This is a genomic window from Azospirillum sp. VT-I1, assembly GCF_055698305.1.
Window position 1 is genome coordinate 2218044 of sequence record NZ_CP168800.1, and the last position, 16113, is coordinate 2234156.

Sequence of the window (16113 nt, forward strand, 5' to 3'; positions counted from 1 at the left end):
GCTGGTGGCCGAGCGGATGCTCAGCTGACCGGAAAGTCATACGGTGCGCGGGTCAGCGCGTCCACATAGCTTTCACGCCACCAGCTGATGTCGTGGCGCCGCAGCGTCCGCATCAGGGCAGCGTGGCGTTCCTTGCGTTCGCCCAGCGGCATGGTCAGCGCCCGCTGCAGCGCGTCGCCGACGCCCTCGATGTCGAAGGGGTTGACGATCAGCGCCTCGCCCATCTCATGCGCGGCGCCGGCGAACTGCGACAGCACCAGGACGCCCGGATTGTCGTCGTCCTGGCAGGCGACATACTCCTTGGCGACCAGATTCATGCCGTCGCGCAGCGGCGTCACCAGACCCACGTTCGCCAGCCGGTAGAAGCCGGCCAGCACGCGCTGGCCGAAGCTGCGGTTCAGGTAGCGGATCGGTTGCCAGTCGAACTCGGCGAAGCGGCCGTTGATGCGGCCGGCCATCTCCGACAGCTCGCGGCGGATGGCGATGTATTCCGGCACGTCCTCGCGCGAGGGCGGGGCGACCTGCAGGAAGGAGACGCGGTTGCAATGCTCCGGATAGCTTTCCAGAAGCTGTTCGAAGGCGGCGAATCGCTGCGGCAGGCCCTTGGAATAGTCGAGCCGGTCGACGCCGATGATCAGCCGGCGGCCGACCAGGCTTTCGCGCAGCCGTTCGGCCTGGCGCGAGCGGCCGGCGGTGCGGGCGAGGCTTTCCAGCGCCTCGGTGTCGATGCTGATGGGGAAGACCTTCGCCAGCAGGGTGCGGCCGAAGGCGCGGATCATGGCGCTGCCGTAGGCGCCGCGCTGTTCCACCGTGCCGTCGGTCTCAGTGCGGATGTAGTCGCAGAAGCCGCGCAGGTCGGTGGCGGTGTGGAAGCCGACCAGATCGTAGGCGCACAGCTCGCGGATCAGGTCGCGGTGGTTGGGCAGGGCGGTCAGCAGCTCCGGCGGCGGGAAGGGCGTGTGCAGGAAGAAGCCCATGCGCTGCGAACAGCCGCGGCGGCGCAGTTCGTCGCCGAAGGGGATCAGGTGATAGTCGTGGACCCAGATCATGTCGTCGGCGCGGAGCAGCGGCTCCAGCTTGTCGGCGAAATAGGCGTTGACCCGTTCATACCCCTCGCGCGTGCGCCGGTTCACCGAGATCAGGCCGAGACGGTAGTGGAACAGCGGCCATAAGGTCTGGTTGGCGAAACCGTTGTAATATTCGTCATGGTCGCGGCGGCCGAGATCGAGCGTGGCGTAGGTCAGCTTCCCGGCGTCGGTCCGGGTCGGCTCCGCCTGGGACTCGCCGTCGACGACCCGTCCGCTCCAGCCGAACCAGATGCCTCCGGTCTTCTTCAGGGCCGCCAGGATGGCGACGGCGAGACCGCCGGCCGCCTGTTTGCCCTCTTCCATCAGGGCCACGCGGTTGGATACGACGACGAGCCTGCTCACGATCTTCTTCTCCTTATTGGCCGCCTGCAGGGCGTTCCGCAGCCCGCAAACCGGACCGCATCGGCGGAGACCCGGCATGGGACCAGTTTGAAACGACCGTCGGCGAGCTTGGTTCCGGGCACCGGCCGTCAAGCTCAAGACACCGGTCCGAAGGTCCGGCGCCTCTCCTGTCCCTTCGGTCATGCCCTTGCACGAAGGGTTATGCTGCGATGCAGCGAACGTCTCTGGGCGCTATCCGCTTCGCGATACCTCCGACGCAGGTTAACGCGATGTAATGCATGAGAAATTCTTTTTGCCCTTGAAGCCGGCCGGGTGCGCGTTCATATTGTGCAGTGCGGCAACGGTCGTGTTTCGGCACGGGTGTTGGCGTAACGCACTTCTTGGGCGTTTCCTCCCTAGACTGAAGGCCGCGGGTTCGCCCGCGGCCCTTTTTTGTGCGAAGGCCGGGCTGCGGGGCGATGCCGAGCGGAAGCTTGGCCATGACGCGATAGCGGGGAACTGTGGCAGGGACGGGGCAGCGGATTGGCAAGCGGCTGGGCCGGCCGATCCGCCGGCGGGCTCAGCGCGGTCCCAGGCCGTGCGGCGGCAGCAGGCCCAGCGTGTCGACCAGCTCGGTCATGTGGCGGGCCAACACGTCCAGATAGGGCAGGCGGGTCAGGGCCGCCTCGTCCATGTAGAGGTCGCGGGCGATCTCGATCTGCAGGGCGTGGATGCCCTGGCGCGGCCGGCCGTAATGGCGGGTGGTGTAGCCGCCGGCATAGGGATTGTTGCGGCTGACTGCATAGCCGAGCCCGCGCAGGAACTCCTCCGCCGCGTCGATCACCGCCGGGGCGCAGGCGTTGCCGTAGCAGTCGCCCAGCACGATTTCGGGAGGGCCGCCCCGCCCGCCGCCCTTGCCGGTGGCTGCGGTGGTGCTGGCCGACGGCATCGAATGGCAATCGATCAGCAGGGCATGGCCGAAGGCGTCGCGGGTGCCGTCCACCAGCCGGCGCAGGGCCTCGTGGTAGGGGGTGTAGCAGCGGCTGACGCGGTCCAGCGCCTCGGCGAAGCGCAGCTTGCCGCGATAGATGTCCTCGCCGTTGGCGACCACGCGGGCGATGGTGCCCAGCCCAGCCGCCACCCGGGGCGACCGGGTGTTGACGTAGGCCGGCAGCGGATCGGCGAACATCTCCGGATCCAGCTCGTAGGCTTCGCGGTTGACGTCCAGATAGGCGCGCGGGAACAGGGCGCGGATCAGCGGCACGCCGAAGCCGGGGGCGAAGGCGAAGATCTCGTCGACGAAACAGTCCTCGGACTTGCGCAGGGCGCGCGCATCCAGCCGGGACGAGGCGAGGAACTCGGCCGAGTAGGCGTTCCCACTGTGCGGCGAGGCGAGGACGAGCGGCAGCCTCTGGCTCTGCGGGGCCAGAATCTCGAAGGCCGGGACATCGGCGGCCGGGGTGTCCGCGGCCGGAATGCCGGCCTGATCGGGGGCCGGACCGGTGCCGGCACCGGCGTCGCGCTGCGCGTCGAAGGAGGCATCCATGGTTCAATGATGTAATGGACAGTGGGGCCTTTTGTCACGGGAACCCCCGCCGCCCCGCCGCCGTCCGACAAAAAAAGCGCAAGCGCTGACGAAAGGGCTTGCGCGCCCGCGCCGAGGTCGGTATACACCCGCCCACGCCGGACGGAACGACGCCACGCGCTTCTCCGCCGGCCGATACAGTGGGCGGTTAGCTCAGCGGGAGAGCACTACGTTGACATCGTAGGGGTCACTGGTTCAATCCCAGTACCGCCCACCATTCTGAAGGCCGCGAACCGGAACGGGTTCGCGGCCTTCGCCGTTTTGGGGTTTCTGTAGCCTTTAGCGCCGGGCAAGAGCCTTCAATTGGGTTTGCGCGCTGACGTGGAAGCGGTCGATGCGAGCGGCGAGTGCCGCCCGGTTGCCCAGTTCGATCAGGTCGATCGTTTCCCCATAGATCAGGACGTTGGCGCTCTCGTCCTTGTACGCCGTACCCTCGGCTTTCCAATGCCCGACCTCGATGACGACGTCCCGGTGCCAGTTGAAATTTTCATCCCGCTCCCTGCTGTTTTGCAGGATGTACAGGCGCAATTCGCTGCGGCAGTCCTCGGGCGACGGGAAACGGTCCGGTTTGGGTTCCCACTCGCCCCCGCTCCGTTTTTTCCTGCGCAAGGCCGGTGTCCGACACCACGTCGATGTAGAGCAGGCGGCTGCCGCGCTGTGCGCGATCCTCTCCCTGCTCCGCCTCGAAGCCGATCATGCTGAATGGCAAGGCATCCCACATCCACCGACGCGGATCCTCGATCTTCTGGTCCGGCGTATCGAACTGATACTCGACCTGACTTGGGATAAAGCCGAGTTGCTCGCGAATTTCCGCGACGATGTACAGAATCCGTTTCTGGTACCCCCAGAGCAGTCGGTAAGCCCTACGGACGTCAGCAAGCGCCGCGTTCAGATCGTTACTTTCAAAATTGCTCATGGAATTGTCCATCCTGAAAGAAGTCGGGACTGGTGAGCATGCCGCCTTGGGAAGTCAGAGGCGGAAGGTCCGGCCGACGGAAGTGGCCGGCGGCAAAAGGGGCCTTCAAAGCCGCCCACGATTTGGTCGGCAGTTCGTCGAGCCAGCAAGGTTCTGTCAGTCTTACGCCGTGCCTGATAAGCCCGCTGCCGATGTCGTCAAGGAGTCTGCACTGTTCAGGACAGTCATGTGATAGTGCCGTCCTGGTCAGGAGATACAGATCCCGCCATGACGCGTATCCGAGTTCAAAGGTATCCAGTTGGTCGCCTGGCGAAAGCTTGGTCAAACGGTTCAGCGCTTCGCGCTTCAGGCCTTCCAGCTCGTGCTTTGGATTGCGCAGCCCCGATACCGCCAGGACAGATATGGGCCGTCCATCCGTGAAAATGTGCCGGGCCGTCCACCATTCGTCGGCAAGCTGGTCGCCATATTGGGCCAGTGTCTCGTCATGCCGCTTGGCCTCGACCAACAGAATCCGGTCATCGAATTCGATGACGAGATCGGGTTCGATCGATCTGCGGGTGACGGTGGGAGCGGTGGCTTTGGGCCATGCCCAGAGTGGCCAGAAGGTGATGGGTCCGAGCGACGCGGGACATCCGGACGGAGGATTCAGGGGCCATAGCGAAGGATCGAAGAGGATCGCGACGAGTTGATGGTCCGGGAGATAGGCCAGCCGCTCGAAGATCGTCGACGTTAAACTGTCCTCCAGAAGCTTGGCATTTCCTTCCGGATCGTAACGCAGTTTCCCGTGCAATTTTGCGTGCAGCATGAAAATGCTCGCATCCAGAGAGTTGTGCCGCCTCATGGTAGAGTGGATAACGATGAAAAACCACCGTATGGAGGTGCGCGTTAATGCCGCCACCTGCCAAGGAGCCCGGAGCCGTCATCAGGCAGAACCGAGCCCGAAACAATAAAGGCCCGGCAGTCGCCTGCCGAGCCTTTGAATTGGTGGAGCCAAGGAGGATCGAACTCCTGACCTCTACAATGCCATTGTAGCGCTCTCCCAGCTGAGCTATGGCCCCTTAACTCTGGGGGCCGGTCGTTTCCGTCCGGCCTTGGTGGAGCGGGATAATAGTCAGGCGGCGGAGTGATGCAAGCGGAAAATCGACCGTTTCGCGCTTTTTTTCGCCGGCATCCCCGCCGCGCCCGACAAGCTTCCCGTCCCACCGGGAAGGGCGCTGGTCAGCGCTCCTCCTCGTCCTCGCCCTCGACGTCGACGACCTCGTCCATGTCGTCCTCGCCCAGTTCGGACGTGTCCTCGATCAGGACGTCGTCCTCATCGTCGGCGGTGTCGTCGGTCTCCTCGATGTCCTCGACGGACATGTCGTCCTCGACATCCTCCAGCTCCGGAGTATCGCTCTCCTCGGCTTCGTTCTCGGTATCCTCATCCTCGGTCACGGCCGCCACCTTCTTGGTGTCGTCGGCCGGGGCCGGGCGGGCCTTGCGGGACTTCAGCAGGGCCTCGGGATCGAATTGCGCACCGCAGCTCGGGCAGACCGGCGGGTCCTTGCGCATGTCGTAATAGCGAGCGCCACAGCTCGGGCAGATGCGCTTGACGCCCCATTCGGGTTTGGCCACGCCAGTGTCCTCCGTCACAAAAATCAGGGGGTTCTCAAGAGGCGCCCTTTGCCACGGCCAGAGGCGCTTGTCAAAAAAAGATGGCGGATCGTCGTCGCGGCCGGATGCCGCCGGGGCGCGGGCGCCACTGGAAAGAGCTATTCCCAATGGGCAGGGGTTGCCTTTACGGGGCGTTAACCATAATTGGCTAGAACGGACCTGCACACCGTGCAACTCCTCCATTTGGTTTCCTCCTTGAACTCGGGGCCGCCTTCGGGCGGCCTCTTTTCATTTGTGCCCGGCCGGCATCCGCAGGGCGGGGCAGGGAAGGCGGGACGAGGGCCCGGCCCTCTCGCATCGGGGCGGGGGCTGTGATAGGAACGGCGGCCACAACCGCTTTCTGTTCCGATCCGAAGGACCCGTCCCATGACGCAGGCCCCCGCCACGCAGGCCCCCATCACGCAGGTGAAGCCGCTGCGCTCCGCCGCCACCGGCGCGATCCAGGGCAGCATCCGCGTGCCCGGCGACAAGTCGATCTCGCACCGGTCGCTGATGCTGGGCGCCATCGCCGTGGGCGAGACGGTGATCCATGGCCTGCTGGAGGGGGAGGACGTCCTGCACACCGCGGCGGCCATGCGGCTGCTGGGCGCCCAGGCGGAACGCGATGCCGCCGGCGTCTGGCGCGTGCGCGGCGTCGGGCTGGGGGCGCTGCAGGAACCGGCCCAGGTGCTGGACATGGGCAACAGCGGCACCGCCGCCCGCCTGCTGATGGGGCTGGTCGCCGGCCACCCGATCACCAGCGTCTTCACCGGCGACGCCTCGCTGAACAAGCGGCCGATGGCCCGCGTCACCAAGCCGCTGGAGGAGATGGGCGCCCGCTTTGTCGGCCGCTCTGGCGGGCGGCTGCCGCTGACCGTCGTCGGCAGCGGCGATCTGGTTCCGATCTCCTACCGCTTGCCGGTGGCCTCGGCCCAGGTGAAGTCGGCGATCCTGCTGGCCGGGCTCAACACCGCCGGCGCCACCACGGTGATCGAGGCGGAGCCGACGCGCGACCACACCGAACTGATGCTGCGCCATTTCGGCGCCACCGTGACGACCGAGCGGCAGGCCGACGGCGCGCTGGCCGTCACCGTCATCGGCCAGCCGGAGCTGACCGGCCGCACCATCCATGTGCCGGCCGATCCCAGCAGCGCCGCCTTCCCGGCGGTCGCCGCCCTGCTGCGGCCGGGCTCGGAGCTGCTGCTGAACGACGTCGGCATGAACCCGCGCCGCACCGGCCTCTATGACACGCTGGTGGAGATGGGCGCCGACATCGCCTTCGAGAACCGCCGCGACCAGGCGGGCGAGCCGGTGGCCGACCTGCGGGTGAAGCACAGCGTGCTCAAGGGTGTGGTGGTGCCGGCCGACCGTGCGCCGAGCATGATCGACGAATACCCGGTCCTGGCCGCCGCCGCCGCCTGCGCCGAGGGCACCACGGTGATGCTGGGCCTGAAGGAACTGCGGGTGAAGGAGAGCGACCGCCTCGCCATGGTGGCGGAGGGGCTGACCCGCTGCGGCGTGTCGGTGGAGGTCGGCGCCGACGACAGCCTGACCGTGCACGGCACCGGCGGAACCGGCAAGGGGCCGAAGGGCGGCGCCACCGTCCTCACCGCCATGGACCACCGCATCGCCATGAGCTTCCTGGTGCTGGGCATGGCGTCGGAGGAGCCGATTTCGGTGGACGACGGCGCCTTCATCGACACCAGCTTCCCCGGCTTCGTCGGGCTGATGAACGGGCTGGGCGCGAAGATCGTGGAGGCGTGAGGCGATGACCCAGCCGCTTTCCAACCAGCCGGCGACTGCCAAGGCGGTCGTCGTCGCCATCGACGGCCCGGCCGCCAGCGGCAAGGGCACCCTGTCGCAGCGCATCGCCGACGCCTTCGGCTTCGCCCATCTCGACACCGGCGTGCTGTACCGCGCGGTCGGCGTGTCGGTGCTGCGGGCCGGCGGCGATCCGGCCGACAATGCGGCGGCGGCGCGCGCGGCCTACGAGCTGCACCCCGAACACCCGATCCTGCAGGAGGTGGCGCTGCGCACCGACGAGGCGGCACAGGCGGCCAGCAAGGTGGCGGCGGTGCCGGAGGTGCGGGCGGCGCTGCTCGACTTCCAGCGGCGCTTCGCGGCCCATCCGCCGGGCGGCGCGCCGGGGGCGGTTCTGGACGGGCGGGACATCGGAACGGTGGTCTGCCCCGATGCCCAGGCCAAACTGTTCGTTACCGCTTCGGTGGAGGTCCGGGCCGAACGGCGACTCAAGGAGTTGCAGAGACGGGGGATTCCGGCTATATCCTCCGATGTCCTGGAGGACATGAAGGCTCGTGATGCGCGCGACAGCCAGAGAGCGGTGGCCCCGCTCCGTCCGGCTGCCGACGCTTTTGTGCTTGATACGTCCGCTCTCGATGCCGATCAGGTGTTCTCGATGGCGGTCGCCCACATCGGTTCGAAAACCGGTCTGAAGCCCACGGCGTAACGCCGCCGCTTTCGACCTCCGTTGACGGGCCGCCGGTGGCGGCACGAACGGGTCCGACTCCCTCCAAGGAAAACCATCAACCAAGTCGCCGGGCGTGGTGCCCGGCGCGGCGGTTCGGTCGAGGTCCCACCCGTTTTGCCGCGGGAGGAACCGGAACGGGGCCGCTTTCGCGCCACCTTTAGGAGTTTCAATGGCACAGTCACTGGCCCGCACGGTCGAAAAGGAAAGCTTCGCGTCTCTGCTGGAAGAGTCGCTGGGCGCGGCCGAGTCGCTCGAAGGCACGGTCGTCAAGGGACGCGTCGTCGCCGTCGAGAACGACATGGTCACCATCGACGTCGGTCTGAAGTCGGAAGGCCGCGTCGCGCTGAAGGAATTCGCCGTTGCCGGCCAGCCGCCCGAGCTGAAGGCGGGCGACACCGTCGAGGTCTACCTCGAGCGGATGGAAGACAAGAACGGCGAGGCGATGCTGAGCCGTGAGAAGGCGAAGCGCGAAGAGGCCTGGGCCCTGCTGGAGAAGTCGTTCAACGACCAGACCCGCGTCACCGGCGTCATCTTCGGCCGCGTCAAGGGCGGCTTCACGGTCGACCTGTCGGGCGCCGTGGCCTTCCTGCCGGGCAGCCAAGTCGACATCCGTCCGGTCCGCGACATCTCCCCGCTGCTGGGCACCCCGCAGCCGTTCCAGATCCTGAAGATGGACCGCTCGCGCGGCAACATCGTCGTGTCTCGCCGCGCCGTGCTCGAAGAGAGCCGCGCCGAGGCCCGTTCGGAACTGGTGGCCAACCTCAAGGAAGGCCAGATCCTCCAGGGCGTCGTCAAGAACATCACCGACTACGGTGCGTTCGTCGACCTGGGCGGCGTGGACGGCCTGCTGCACGTCACCGACATCGCGTGGCGCCGCATCAACCATCCGTCGGAAGCCCTGCAGATCGGCCAGACCGTCACGGTCCAGGTCATCCGCTTCAACCCGGAAACCCAGCGCATCAGCCTGGGCATGAAGCAGCTCGAAGCCGACCCGTGGGAAGGCGTCGAGGCGAAGTATCCGGTCGGCGCGAAGTTCAAGGGCCGCGTCACCAACATCACCGACTACGGCGCCTTCGTGGAGCTGGAGCCGGGGATCGAGGGCCTGGTCCACGTTTCGGAAATGTCCTGGACCAAGAAGAACGTCCATCCGGGCAAGATCGTGTCGACTTCGCAGGAAGTCGAGGTCATGGTCCTGGACGTCGATCCGCAGAAGCGCCGCATCAGCCTCGGCCTGAAGCAGTGCCTGGACAACCCGTGGGAGACCTTCACCGACAAGTTCGGTCCGGGCACCGAGCTGGAAGGCGAAGTCAAGAACATCACCGAGTTCGGTCTGTTCGTCGGCCTGCCGGGCGACATCGACGGCATGGTCCACATGTCCGATCTCGACTGGAACAAGTCGGGTGAAGAGGCGATCGCCGAGTACAAGAAGGGCGACCGCGTCAAGGTCAAGGTTCTCGACGTCGACGTCGAGAAGGAGCGCATCAGCCTGGGCATCAAGCAGCTGGCGAACGACCCGTTCGAGGCTGCCACCGCCGGTCTGAAGAAGAACGAGGTCGTGACCTGCACCGTGACGCAGGTGACGGACGGCGGCATCGAAGTGTCCGTCGGCGAGGGCTACACCGGCTTCATCCGCAAGTCGGACCTGTCCCGCGAGCGTTCCGAACAGCGCCCGGACCGTTTCGCCGTCGGCGAGAAGGTCGACGCCAAGGTCACCCAGATCGACCGCGCTTCCCGCCGCATCTCGCTGTCCATCAAGGCCCGCGAGATGGAGGAAGAGAAGCAGGCGATGGCCGAGTTCGGTTCGTCCGACTCGGGCGCCTCGCTGGGCGACATCCTGGGCGCCGCTCTGAAGCGCAAGCAGCAGAACGACGAGTGATCGCCTGACGCCGTTTTCCCCTGCGGCAACGTGGGGGAAGAGGCTCACGATCTCCCGGAAGGGTAAGAGAAAGGCCGCGTCCCGATTGGGCGCGGCCTTTTTCGTTGTGGGCGGCCGATGGACGGTCAGGTGCTGCGGTGTCGGGCAGGATCGACACGGATTTCACGGATTTGAACACGGATTTTACGGATGTGGCGTTGCCGGGCCGTCGCCGGCCAAGCAGTGGCATCATCCCTGCACCAGGATCGGGCTTGCATCGCGGTCGCCGGTCGGCGGGGCATGCGTTTCCCAAGCCAAAGAAAAATCCGTGTAATCCGTGCTTAAATCCGTGAAATCCGTGTCAGATCTTGTGTGCTCATCCCCGACTTCTCCAGCCGCTCACCGCCGCGGCTCCGGGCTGCGGGTCAGCGAGGTGATGCTGTCGTCGTAGCGGAATTCGGGCATGTCGCGGACGCTGGCGGCGGTCACGTCGCGGAGCTGGATCGCTTCGGTTCCGGCGCGGATGTCGGCCAGGGTCAGGTCGGCCGCGATGTCCTTGCCGCCGAAGCCCAGGATGCCGCCGGAGTGGATGACGATGTATTGGGCCTCGCCCTTGTCGTCGAGGATCACGTCGGTGACGGTGCCGATCTTCGCCCCGTCGGCACCCACGACGCTGCGGTTCATCAACTGGTCGACGCTGGGACCGGTCTTGCGCTCCACCGCGGCGCCGACGACCGGAGTCGAGCCGTTGGCGACCAATGTCTGGGCTCTCGAGTCCGGCGGGGCCGCCATGCCGACCAGCAGTGTCAGCGCAGGCAGTGCCAACCACATCTTGTGCGTGATCTTCAGCATGGGTGCCTCTCCTCCCCCAGACCCACGACGGAGTCACTTGGCTCCAGGGCCTTCAACCGGGCACTCGGGGAATAGTTGCGGGGGGCGGCTTCTGCCCCTCTTCCGTGTCCTGAACCCGGGCCTTCGGCGGCGACTCGGGGGCCGGCATGGCCCCGCTTTTCGAGTCGCTCCTTGGATTCCGCCAACTTGCCTCGAGTCGCAGCGCAACGAATCGGTGGTGGGTGCAACGGGGCATAGGCAACAAGATGTTGATTTTCCCCGCAACGAAGCACTGGCGGCCGGCGGCGTTTTGCGCTCTAATCGGGGCGTGGCGCCGTCCTCTCCGATAGGGACGGTGATTCGAGTGCCTACAGTTTATGCCTCGCGGTCGCGATGCGGCCGACCGCCGCCCCCGAAAAATTTGCTTGGCAGGCGGGAACAGGATCCCCGGTCACGGGTTGAACACCACAAGATCAAGGTTTTGAGGGGTTCGGTGATGTCAACCACAATATCTAGCAGAGTGGGGCTTGCTTGGCCCCGTCACGCTGGCTAGGATGCCGCCCACGTGACCCGGCCGGCTTGAGTGGCGGCCCCGGTCCCGGAAGCACAGCGGCGACGGCGGACAGTCGGGCATCGGGCCCCTGTTTGTACGGCGCCATCTGCGTTGCCGGGCCGGACGGCGGACAGGACCGCCGGCTGCTCTTCGGGACGGGTCGCACCATATTTCCATTCGAGTCCGCCGCGGCGGGCTCCAAGCAGGGGACAGTGTCATCATGCGGATCGAGCGTCGTTTCACGCACGAAGGTCAGGACGCCTACGCCAGCCTCGGCTTCCGCCAGGCGACCAGCGAGATCCGCAACCCGGATGGAACGATCGTCTTCCAGCAGACCGGCATCGAGGTGCCGGACAACTTCTCGCAGGTCGCCAGCGACATCCTGGCCCAGAAGTATTTCCGCAAGGCCGGCGTCCCGGCCGCGCTGCGCGCCGTGGAAGAGAACACCGTCCCGTCCTGGCTGTGGCGCAAGGAAGCCGACCAGGAAAAGCTGGCCGCCCTGCCGAAGGAGAAGCGCTTCGTCGGTGAAAGCTCCGCCAAGCAGGTGTTCGACCGTCTGGCCGGCACCTGGACCTATTGGGGCTGGAAGGGCGGCTATTTCGACACCGAGGCCGACGCCCGCGCCTTCTTCGACGAGATGCGCTTCATGCTGGCCGCCCAGATGGCGGCCCCGAACAGCCCGCAGTGGTTCAACACCGGCCTGCACTGGGCCTACGGCATCGACGGCCCGAGCCAGGGCCACTTCTACGTCGATTTCAAGACCGGCCTGCTGACCTCGTCCGCCTCGGCCTACGAGCATCCGCAGCCGCACGCCTGCTTCATCCAGTCCGTCGCCGACGATCTGGTGAACGAGGGCGGCATCATGGACCTGTGGGTGCGTGAGGCCCGCCTGTTCAAGTACGGCTCGGGCACCGGCTCCAACTTCTCCAAGCTGCGCGGCGAGGGCGAGAAGCTGGCCGGCGGCGGCAAGTCGTCGGGCCTGATGAGCTTCCTGAAGATCGGCGACCGCGCGGCCGGCGCCATCAAGTCGGGCGGCACCACCCGCCGTGCGGCCAAGATGGTCACGGTGGACATGGACCACCCGGACATCGAAGGCTACATCGACTGGAAGGTGAACGAGGAGCAGAAGGTCGCGGCGCTCGTGACCGGTTCCAAGATCTGCCAGAAGCACCTGACGGCGGTGATGGCCGCCGCCCAGTCGGGCCTGGACCCGAAGGAGAACAAGGAACTCAAGAAGGCGATCCTCGCCGCCCGCAAGGATCAGGTGTCGGAGAACTACATCCAGCGCGTGATCCAGTTCGCCGGCCAGGGCTTCACCTCCATCGAGTTCAAGACCTACAACACCGACTGGGATTCGGAAGCCTACCTGACGGTCTCCGGCCAGAACTCCAACAACTCCGTGCGCATCTCCAACGAGTTCGTGCAGGCGGTGCTGGACGATGCCGACTGGAACCTGATCGGCCGCACCAACAACAAGGTGGTGAAGACCGTCCGCGCCCGCGACCTGTGGGACAAGGTCGGCTACGCCGCCTGGGCCTGCGCCGATCCGGGCGTTCAGTTCGACAGCACCATCAACGAGTGGCACACCTGCCCGGCCTCGGGGCGCATCAACGCCTCGAACCCGTGCTCGGAGTACATGTTCCTCGACGACACCGCCTGCAATCTGGCCTCGCTGAACCTGATGTCGTTCCGTCTGAAGGACGGTTCCTTCGACGTCGAGGCGTTCGAGCATGCCTGCCGGCTGTGGACCATCGTGCTGGAAATCTCCGTGCTGATGGCGCAGTTCCCGTCCAAGGAAATCGCCCAGCTCTCCTACGAGTTCCGCACGCTGGGCCTGGGCTTCGCCAACCTCGGCGGCCTGCTGATGGCGTCGGGCCTGTCCTACGACTCGGACGAGGGCCGCGCCTACTGCGCCGGCATCTCCGCCGTCATGACCGGCGTCGCCTATGCCACCTCGGCCGAGATGGCGCAGGAGCTGGGCCCGTTCCCGGGCTTCGAGGCCAACCGCGACCACATGCTGCGGGTCATCCGCAACCATCGCCGCGCCGCCAACGGCGAGATGAACGGCTATGAGGGCCTGACGGTCGAGCCGGTGCCCTTCGTCGCCGACCTCTGCCCGGACCAGGAGCTGGCGCTTGCCGCCGTCCGCGTGTGGGACGAGGCGCTGGAGCTGGGCGAGGCCCACGGCTACCGCAACGCCCAGGCCACGGTGGTCGCCCCGACCGGCACCATCGGCCTGGTGATGGACTGCGACACCACCGGCATCGAGCCCGACTTCGCCCTGGTGAAGTTCAAGAAGCTGGCCGGTGGCGGCTACTTCAAGATCGTCAACCGGCTGGTGCCGGAGGCGCTGAAGACGCTCGGTTACACCCCGGACCAGATTGAGCAGATCGCGCTCTACGCGGTCGGCCACGGCACGCTGAAGAACGCCCCCGGCGTGAACCACGAGTCGCTGAAGGCCAAGGGCTTCACCGACGAGCTGCTGGAGCGTCTGGAAGGCAACCTGACCACCGCCTTCGACATCAAGTTCGTCTTCAACCGCTGGACCATCGGCGCCGACTTCTGCACCCAGACGCTGGGCATCCCGGCGGAGACGCTGGACGCCCCCGGCTTCGACCTGCTGAGCCACATCGGCTTCACCAAGGCCCAGATCGAGCAGGCCAACACCTTCTGCTGCGGCGCCATGACGCTGGAAGGCGCGCCCTTCCTCAAGGACGAGCATCTGTCGGTGTTCGACTGCGCCAACCCCTGCGGCCGCATCGGCAAGCGCTTCCTGTCCTGGGAATCGCACATCACGATGATGGCGGCGGCGCAGCCCTTCATCTCCGGCGCCATCTCCAAGACCATCAACATGCCGAACACGGCGACGGTCGACGAGTGCAAGGACGCCTATCTGATGTCCTGGCGCCTGGGCCTGAAGGCGAACGCGCTGTACCGCGACGGCTCCAAGCTGAGCCAGCCGCTGCAGGCCGCCCTGCTCGACGACGAGGAGGACGGCGAGGCGGTCGAGGCGGTGATCGAGGCGCCGGCCGCTGTCCGCGCCCAGATGGTCACCGAACGCATCGTCGAGAAGGTGATCGAGCGGGTGGTGGAGCGGAAGAGCAGCTCGCGCGAGCGTCTGCCGCACCGCCGCAAGGGCTACACCCAGAAGGCCAATGTCGGCGGCCACAAGGTGTACCTGCGCACCGGCGAGTATGAGGACGGCCGCCTGGGCGAAATCTTCATCGACATGCACAAGGAAGGCGCCGCCTTCCGGTCGCTGATGAACAACTTCGCCATTGCGGTGTCGATCGGCCTGCAGTACGGCGTGCCGCTGGAGGAGTTCGTGGAGGCCTTCACCTTCACGCGCTTCGAGCCGTCGGGCATGGTGACCGGCAACGACACCATCAAGATGGCAACCTCGGTCATCGACTACATCTTCCGCGAGATCGCCATCTCCTATCTGAACCGCACCGATCTGGCGCACGCCACGCCGGAGGATCTGGTGCCCTTCACGGTGGGCAGCGGCGACAAGCAGGGCGACCTGCCGGACACCCAGGTGCAGCCGTCCGACATCGTCCGCCGCATCGCGTCGACCGGCTATGTCCGCAACAACCTGCGCGTCCTGCATGGCGGCCAGACGGGCGGCCAGATCCAGCGGGCCAGCGCCGCGGCGGCCTTCGCCGCCACCGGTACCGACACCGCCGCCGTCAGCGCCACCGCGTCGGCCGGCACCCAGGCGTCGGCCCAGGCCGCGATGTCGGCCAGCCCGGCGGTCGCCGCCGCCACCGCCCATGGCCATGTCGCCGCCACCGCGGCCACCGGCACGGCCTATGGCGGCAGCACCAGCGACCAGCGCTTCGACCGCATCCGCGAGGCCCGCGCCCGCGGCTATGAGGGCGATCCCTGCGGCGAGTGCGGCAACATGACCCTGGTGCGCAACGGCACCTGCCTGAAGTGCGACAGCTGCGGGTCGACCACCGGCTGCAGCTGAGCCTTCCCCGGACGGCGCCCCATCGCGGCGCCTCACGGTGACGGACGATAAGGGGGAGGGAGCGGGAGACCGCTTCCTCCCTTTTGCTTGTGTGCGAACGGTCTTGCCGCATGCGGATCGGCCCCATTCCCGGCCGGTTGCACCAGCCCAGTCCGAATGCGACGAGCGCTTGACCGCCCCGCGTGTGTTCATGTTAGCTGATTCTCCCGGGAACGCCGGCGCGGCGTTCCCCGAAGGATGTCCGGGGGGATCAGAGGGTATGGATTCGGCCGGGGCCGCGCTGGACGACCATCTGCCGTCCGATCGCCTGTTGCGGGCGACCGCCGCGCAATGGAGCGCGGCACTGGTCTGGACCACGGCCGACGGCACCATCGTCGGCGCCAATCCCGCATTCGCCCGGCTGGCCGGCTGTCCGGCGGACGGCATGATCGGACGCTCGCTGCCCGCCCTGCTCGACCTCGGCGGACGCGACTGGCGGACGGTGTGGGACGGGGCGCAGGGCGACCATCCGCCGCCCGGCAGCGGCGTGATCTGCGTTCCGCGCCGCGATCCGGTCCCGGTTGATCTGCATTGGCAGCATCTGGCCGACGGTGCCGACTCCCTGCTCCTGTGCGAGATGCGCAGCTTCGACGAGCGCGAGCGGGCGGAGGCGGTGGCCCGCCTGCAGCAGGATGTCCTGGAACTGGTGGCCGCCGGCCGGTCGCTGAAGCAGGTTCTGGATTTCCTGTGCCGGCAGGTGGAGGCCTGCGCGCCGGAGGTCACCTGTTCGGTGATGCTGCGTGACGATGGGAACCGCATGCGGGTCGCAGCCGCACCGTCGCTGCCGGCGGCCTATACCGCCGCCATCGACGGGCTTGCCATCGGGCCGGAG

11 protein-coding genes and 2 tRNA genes are annotated in these 16113 nt (G+C 66.8%); 5 read left to right on the top strand and 8 right to left on the bottom strand.

Annotated features, from left to right (window positions below; genetic code table 11):
- Window positions 1-20 precede the first annotated feature (20 nt).
- Both otsA and AB8P05_RS10680 read right to left on the bottom strand, forming a co-directional pair.
- The gene (gene otsA / locus AB8P05_RS10675) at window positions 21-1430 is read right to left on the bottom strand and encodes an alpha,alpha-trehalose-phosphate synthase (UDP-forming) (protein ID WP_472757915.1); all 1410 of its coding nucleotides are present in this window, start codon (window positions 1428-1430) and stop codon (window positions 21-23) included.
- Window positions 1431-1989: 559 nt separating this feature from the next.
- Window positions 1990-2955: an N-formylglutamate amidohydrolase gene (locus AB8P05_RS10680; RefSeq protein ID WP_472757916.1), complete on the bottom strand. Its 966-nt coding sequence runs from the start codon at window positions 2953-2955 to the stop codon at window positions 1990-1992.
- A 181-nt stretch (window positions 2956-3136) separates the two neighbouring features.
- On the opposite strand from AB8P05_RS10680, the gene AB8P05_RS10685 reads away from it, so the two are divergent.
- Window positions 3137-3211: transfer RNA gene (locus tag AB8P05_RS10685), tRNA-Val, on the top strand.
- Window positions 3212-3273: 62 nt separating this feature from the next.
- Here the strand turns inward: AB8P05_RS10685 and AB8P05_RS10690 are convergent.
- The 5 genes from AB8P05_RS10690 to AB8P05_RS10710 all read right to left on the bottom strand — a co-directional run bounded on the left by AB8P05_RS10690 (window position 3274) and on the right by AB8P05_RS10710 (window position 5524).
- Window positions 3274-3522, bottom strand: a complete 249-nt coding sequence (locus AB8P05_RS10690; protein WP_472757917.1) for a hypothetical protein — start codon at window positions 3520-3522, stop codon at window positions 3274-3276.
- Window positions 3482-3910 carry a hypothetical protein gene (locus AB8P05_RS10695; protein ID WP_472757918.1) on the bottom strand — a complete coding sequence of 143 codons (429 nt, stop codon included), beginning with the start codon at window positions 3908-3910 and terminating at the stop codon, window positions 3482-3484. The genes AB8P05_RS10690 and AB8P05_RS10695 overlap by 41 nt, the downstream gene beginning before the upstream one ends.
- Window positions 3897-4715, bottom strand: coding sequence for a hypothetical protein (locus AB8P05_RS10700; RefSeq protein WP_472757919.1), 819 nt, complete (start codon window positions 4713-4715; stop codon window positions 3897-3899). The genes AB8P05_RS10695 and AB8P05_RS10700 overlap by 14 nt, the downstream gene beginning before the upstream one ends.
- Window positions 4716-4892: 177 nt before the next feature.
- A tRNA-Ala gene (locus tag AB8P05_RS10705) sits at window positions 4893-4968 on the bottom strand.
- A gap of 160 nt (window positions 4969-5128) precedes the next feature.
- Complete coding sequence (locus tag AB8P05_RS10710) at window positions 5129-5524, bottom strand: TIGR02300 family protein (protein ID WP_455170784.1); 396 nt, start codon at window positions 5522-5524, stop codon at window positions 5129-5131.
- A 405-nt stretch (window positions 5525-5929) separates the two neighbouring features.
- Here AB8P05_RS10710 and aroA point away from each other — a divergent pair, with 405 nt between their 5' ends.
- The 3 genes from aroA to rpsA all read left to right on the top strand — a co-directional run bounded on the left by aroA (window position 5930) and on the right by rpsA (window position 9906).
- Entirely contained in the window at window positions 5930-7306 is a 1377-nt protein-coding gene (aroA, locus tag AB8P05_RS10715; RefSeq protein WP_472757920.1) for a 3-phosphoshikimate 1-carboxyvinyltransferase, read from the top strand.
- 4 nt (window positions 7307-7310) lie between these two features.
- A complete protein-coding gene (gene cmk / locus AB8P05_RS10720) occupies window positions 7311-8009 on the top strand; it encodes a (d)CMP kinase (protein WP_472757921.1) in 699 nt (232 codons plus the stop codon).
- A 190-nt stretch (window positions 8010-8199) separates the two neighbouring features.
- Window positions 8200-9906, top strand: coding sequence for a 30S ribosomal protein S1 (rpsA, locus tag AB8P05_RS10725; protein ID WP_455170787.1), 1707 nt, complete (start codon window positions 8200-8202; stop codon window positions 9904-9906).
- A 378-nt stretch (window positions 9907-10284) separates the two neighbouring features.
- Here rpsA and AB8P05_RS10730 read toward each other — a convergent pair whose 3' ends face one another.
- On the bottom strand, window positions 10285-10737 hold the full coding sequence (locus AB8P05_RS10730; protein WP_472757922.1) for a PRC-barrel domain-containing protein: 453 nt from the start codon (window positions 10735-10737) through the stop codon (window positions 10285-10287).
- Between the two features lie 752 nt (window positions 10738-11489).
- On the opposite strand from AB8P05_RS10730, the gene AB8P05_RS10735 reads away from it, so the two are divergent.
- Window positions 11490-15242 carry a vitamin B12-dependent ribonucleotide reductase gene (locus AB8P05_RS10735; RefSeq protein ID WP_472757923.1) on the top strand — a complete coding sequence of 1251 codons (3753 nt, stop codon included), beginning with the start codon at window positions 11490-11492 and terminating at the stop codon, window positions 15240-15242.
- Window positions 15243-16113 lie beyond the last annotated feature (871 nt).

Coding starts and splice junctions, on each gene's coding strand:
- AB8P05_RS10680 (WP_472757916.1), bottom strand. CDS start 2,955: ATGGATGCCTCCTTCGACGCGCAGCGCGACGCCGGTGCCGGCACCGGT.
- AB8P05_RS10695 (WP_472757918.1), bottom strand. CDS start 3,910: ATGAGCAATTTTGAAAGTAACGATCTGAACGCGGCGCTTGCTGACGTC.
- AB8P05_RS10700 (WP_472757919.1), bottom strand. CDS start 4,715: ATGCTGCACGCAAAATTGCACGGGAAACTGCGTTACGATCCGGAAGGA.
- aroA (WP_472757920.1), top strand. CDS start 5,930: ATGACGCAGGCCCCCGCCACGCAGGCCCCCATCACGCAGGTGAAGCCG.
- cmk (WP_472757921.1), top strand. CDS start 7,311: ATGACCCAGCCGCTTTCCAACCAGCCGGCGACTGCCAAGGCGGTCGTC.
- rpsA (WP_455170787.1), top strand. CDS start 8,200: ATGGCACAGTCACTGGCCCGCACGGTCGAAAAGGAAAGCTTCGCGTCT.
- AB8P05_RS10730 (WP_472757922.1), bottom strand. CDS start 10,737: ATGCTGAAGATCACGCACAAGATGTGGTTGGCACTGCCTGCGCTGACA.
- AB8P05_RS10735 (WP_472757923.1), top strand. CDS start 11,490: ATGCGGATCGAGCGTCGTTTCACGCACGAAGGTCAGGACGCCTACGCC.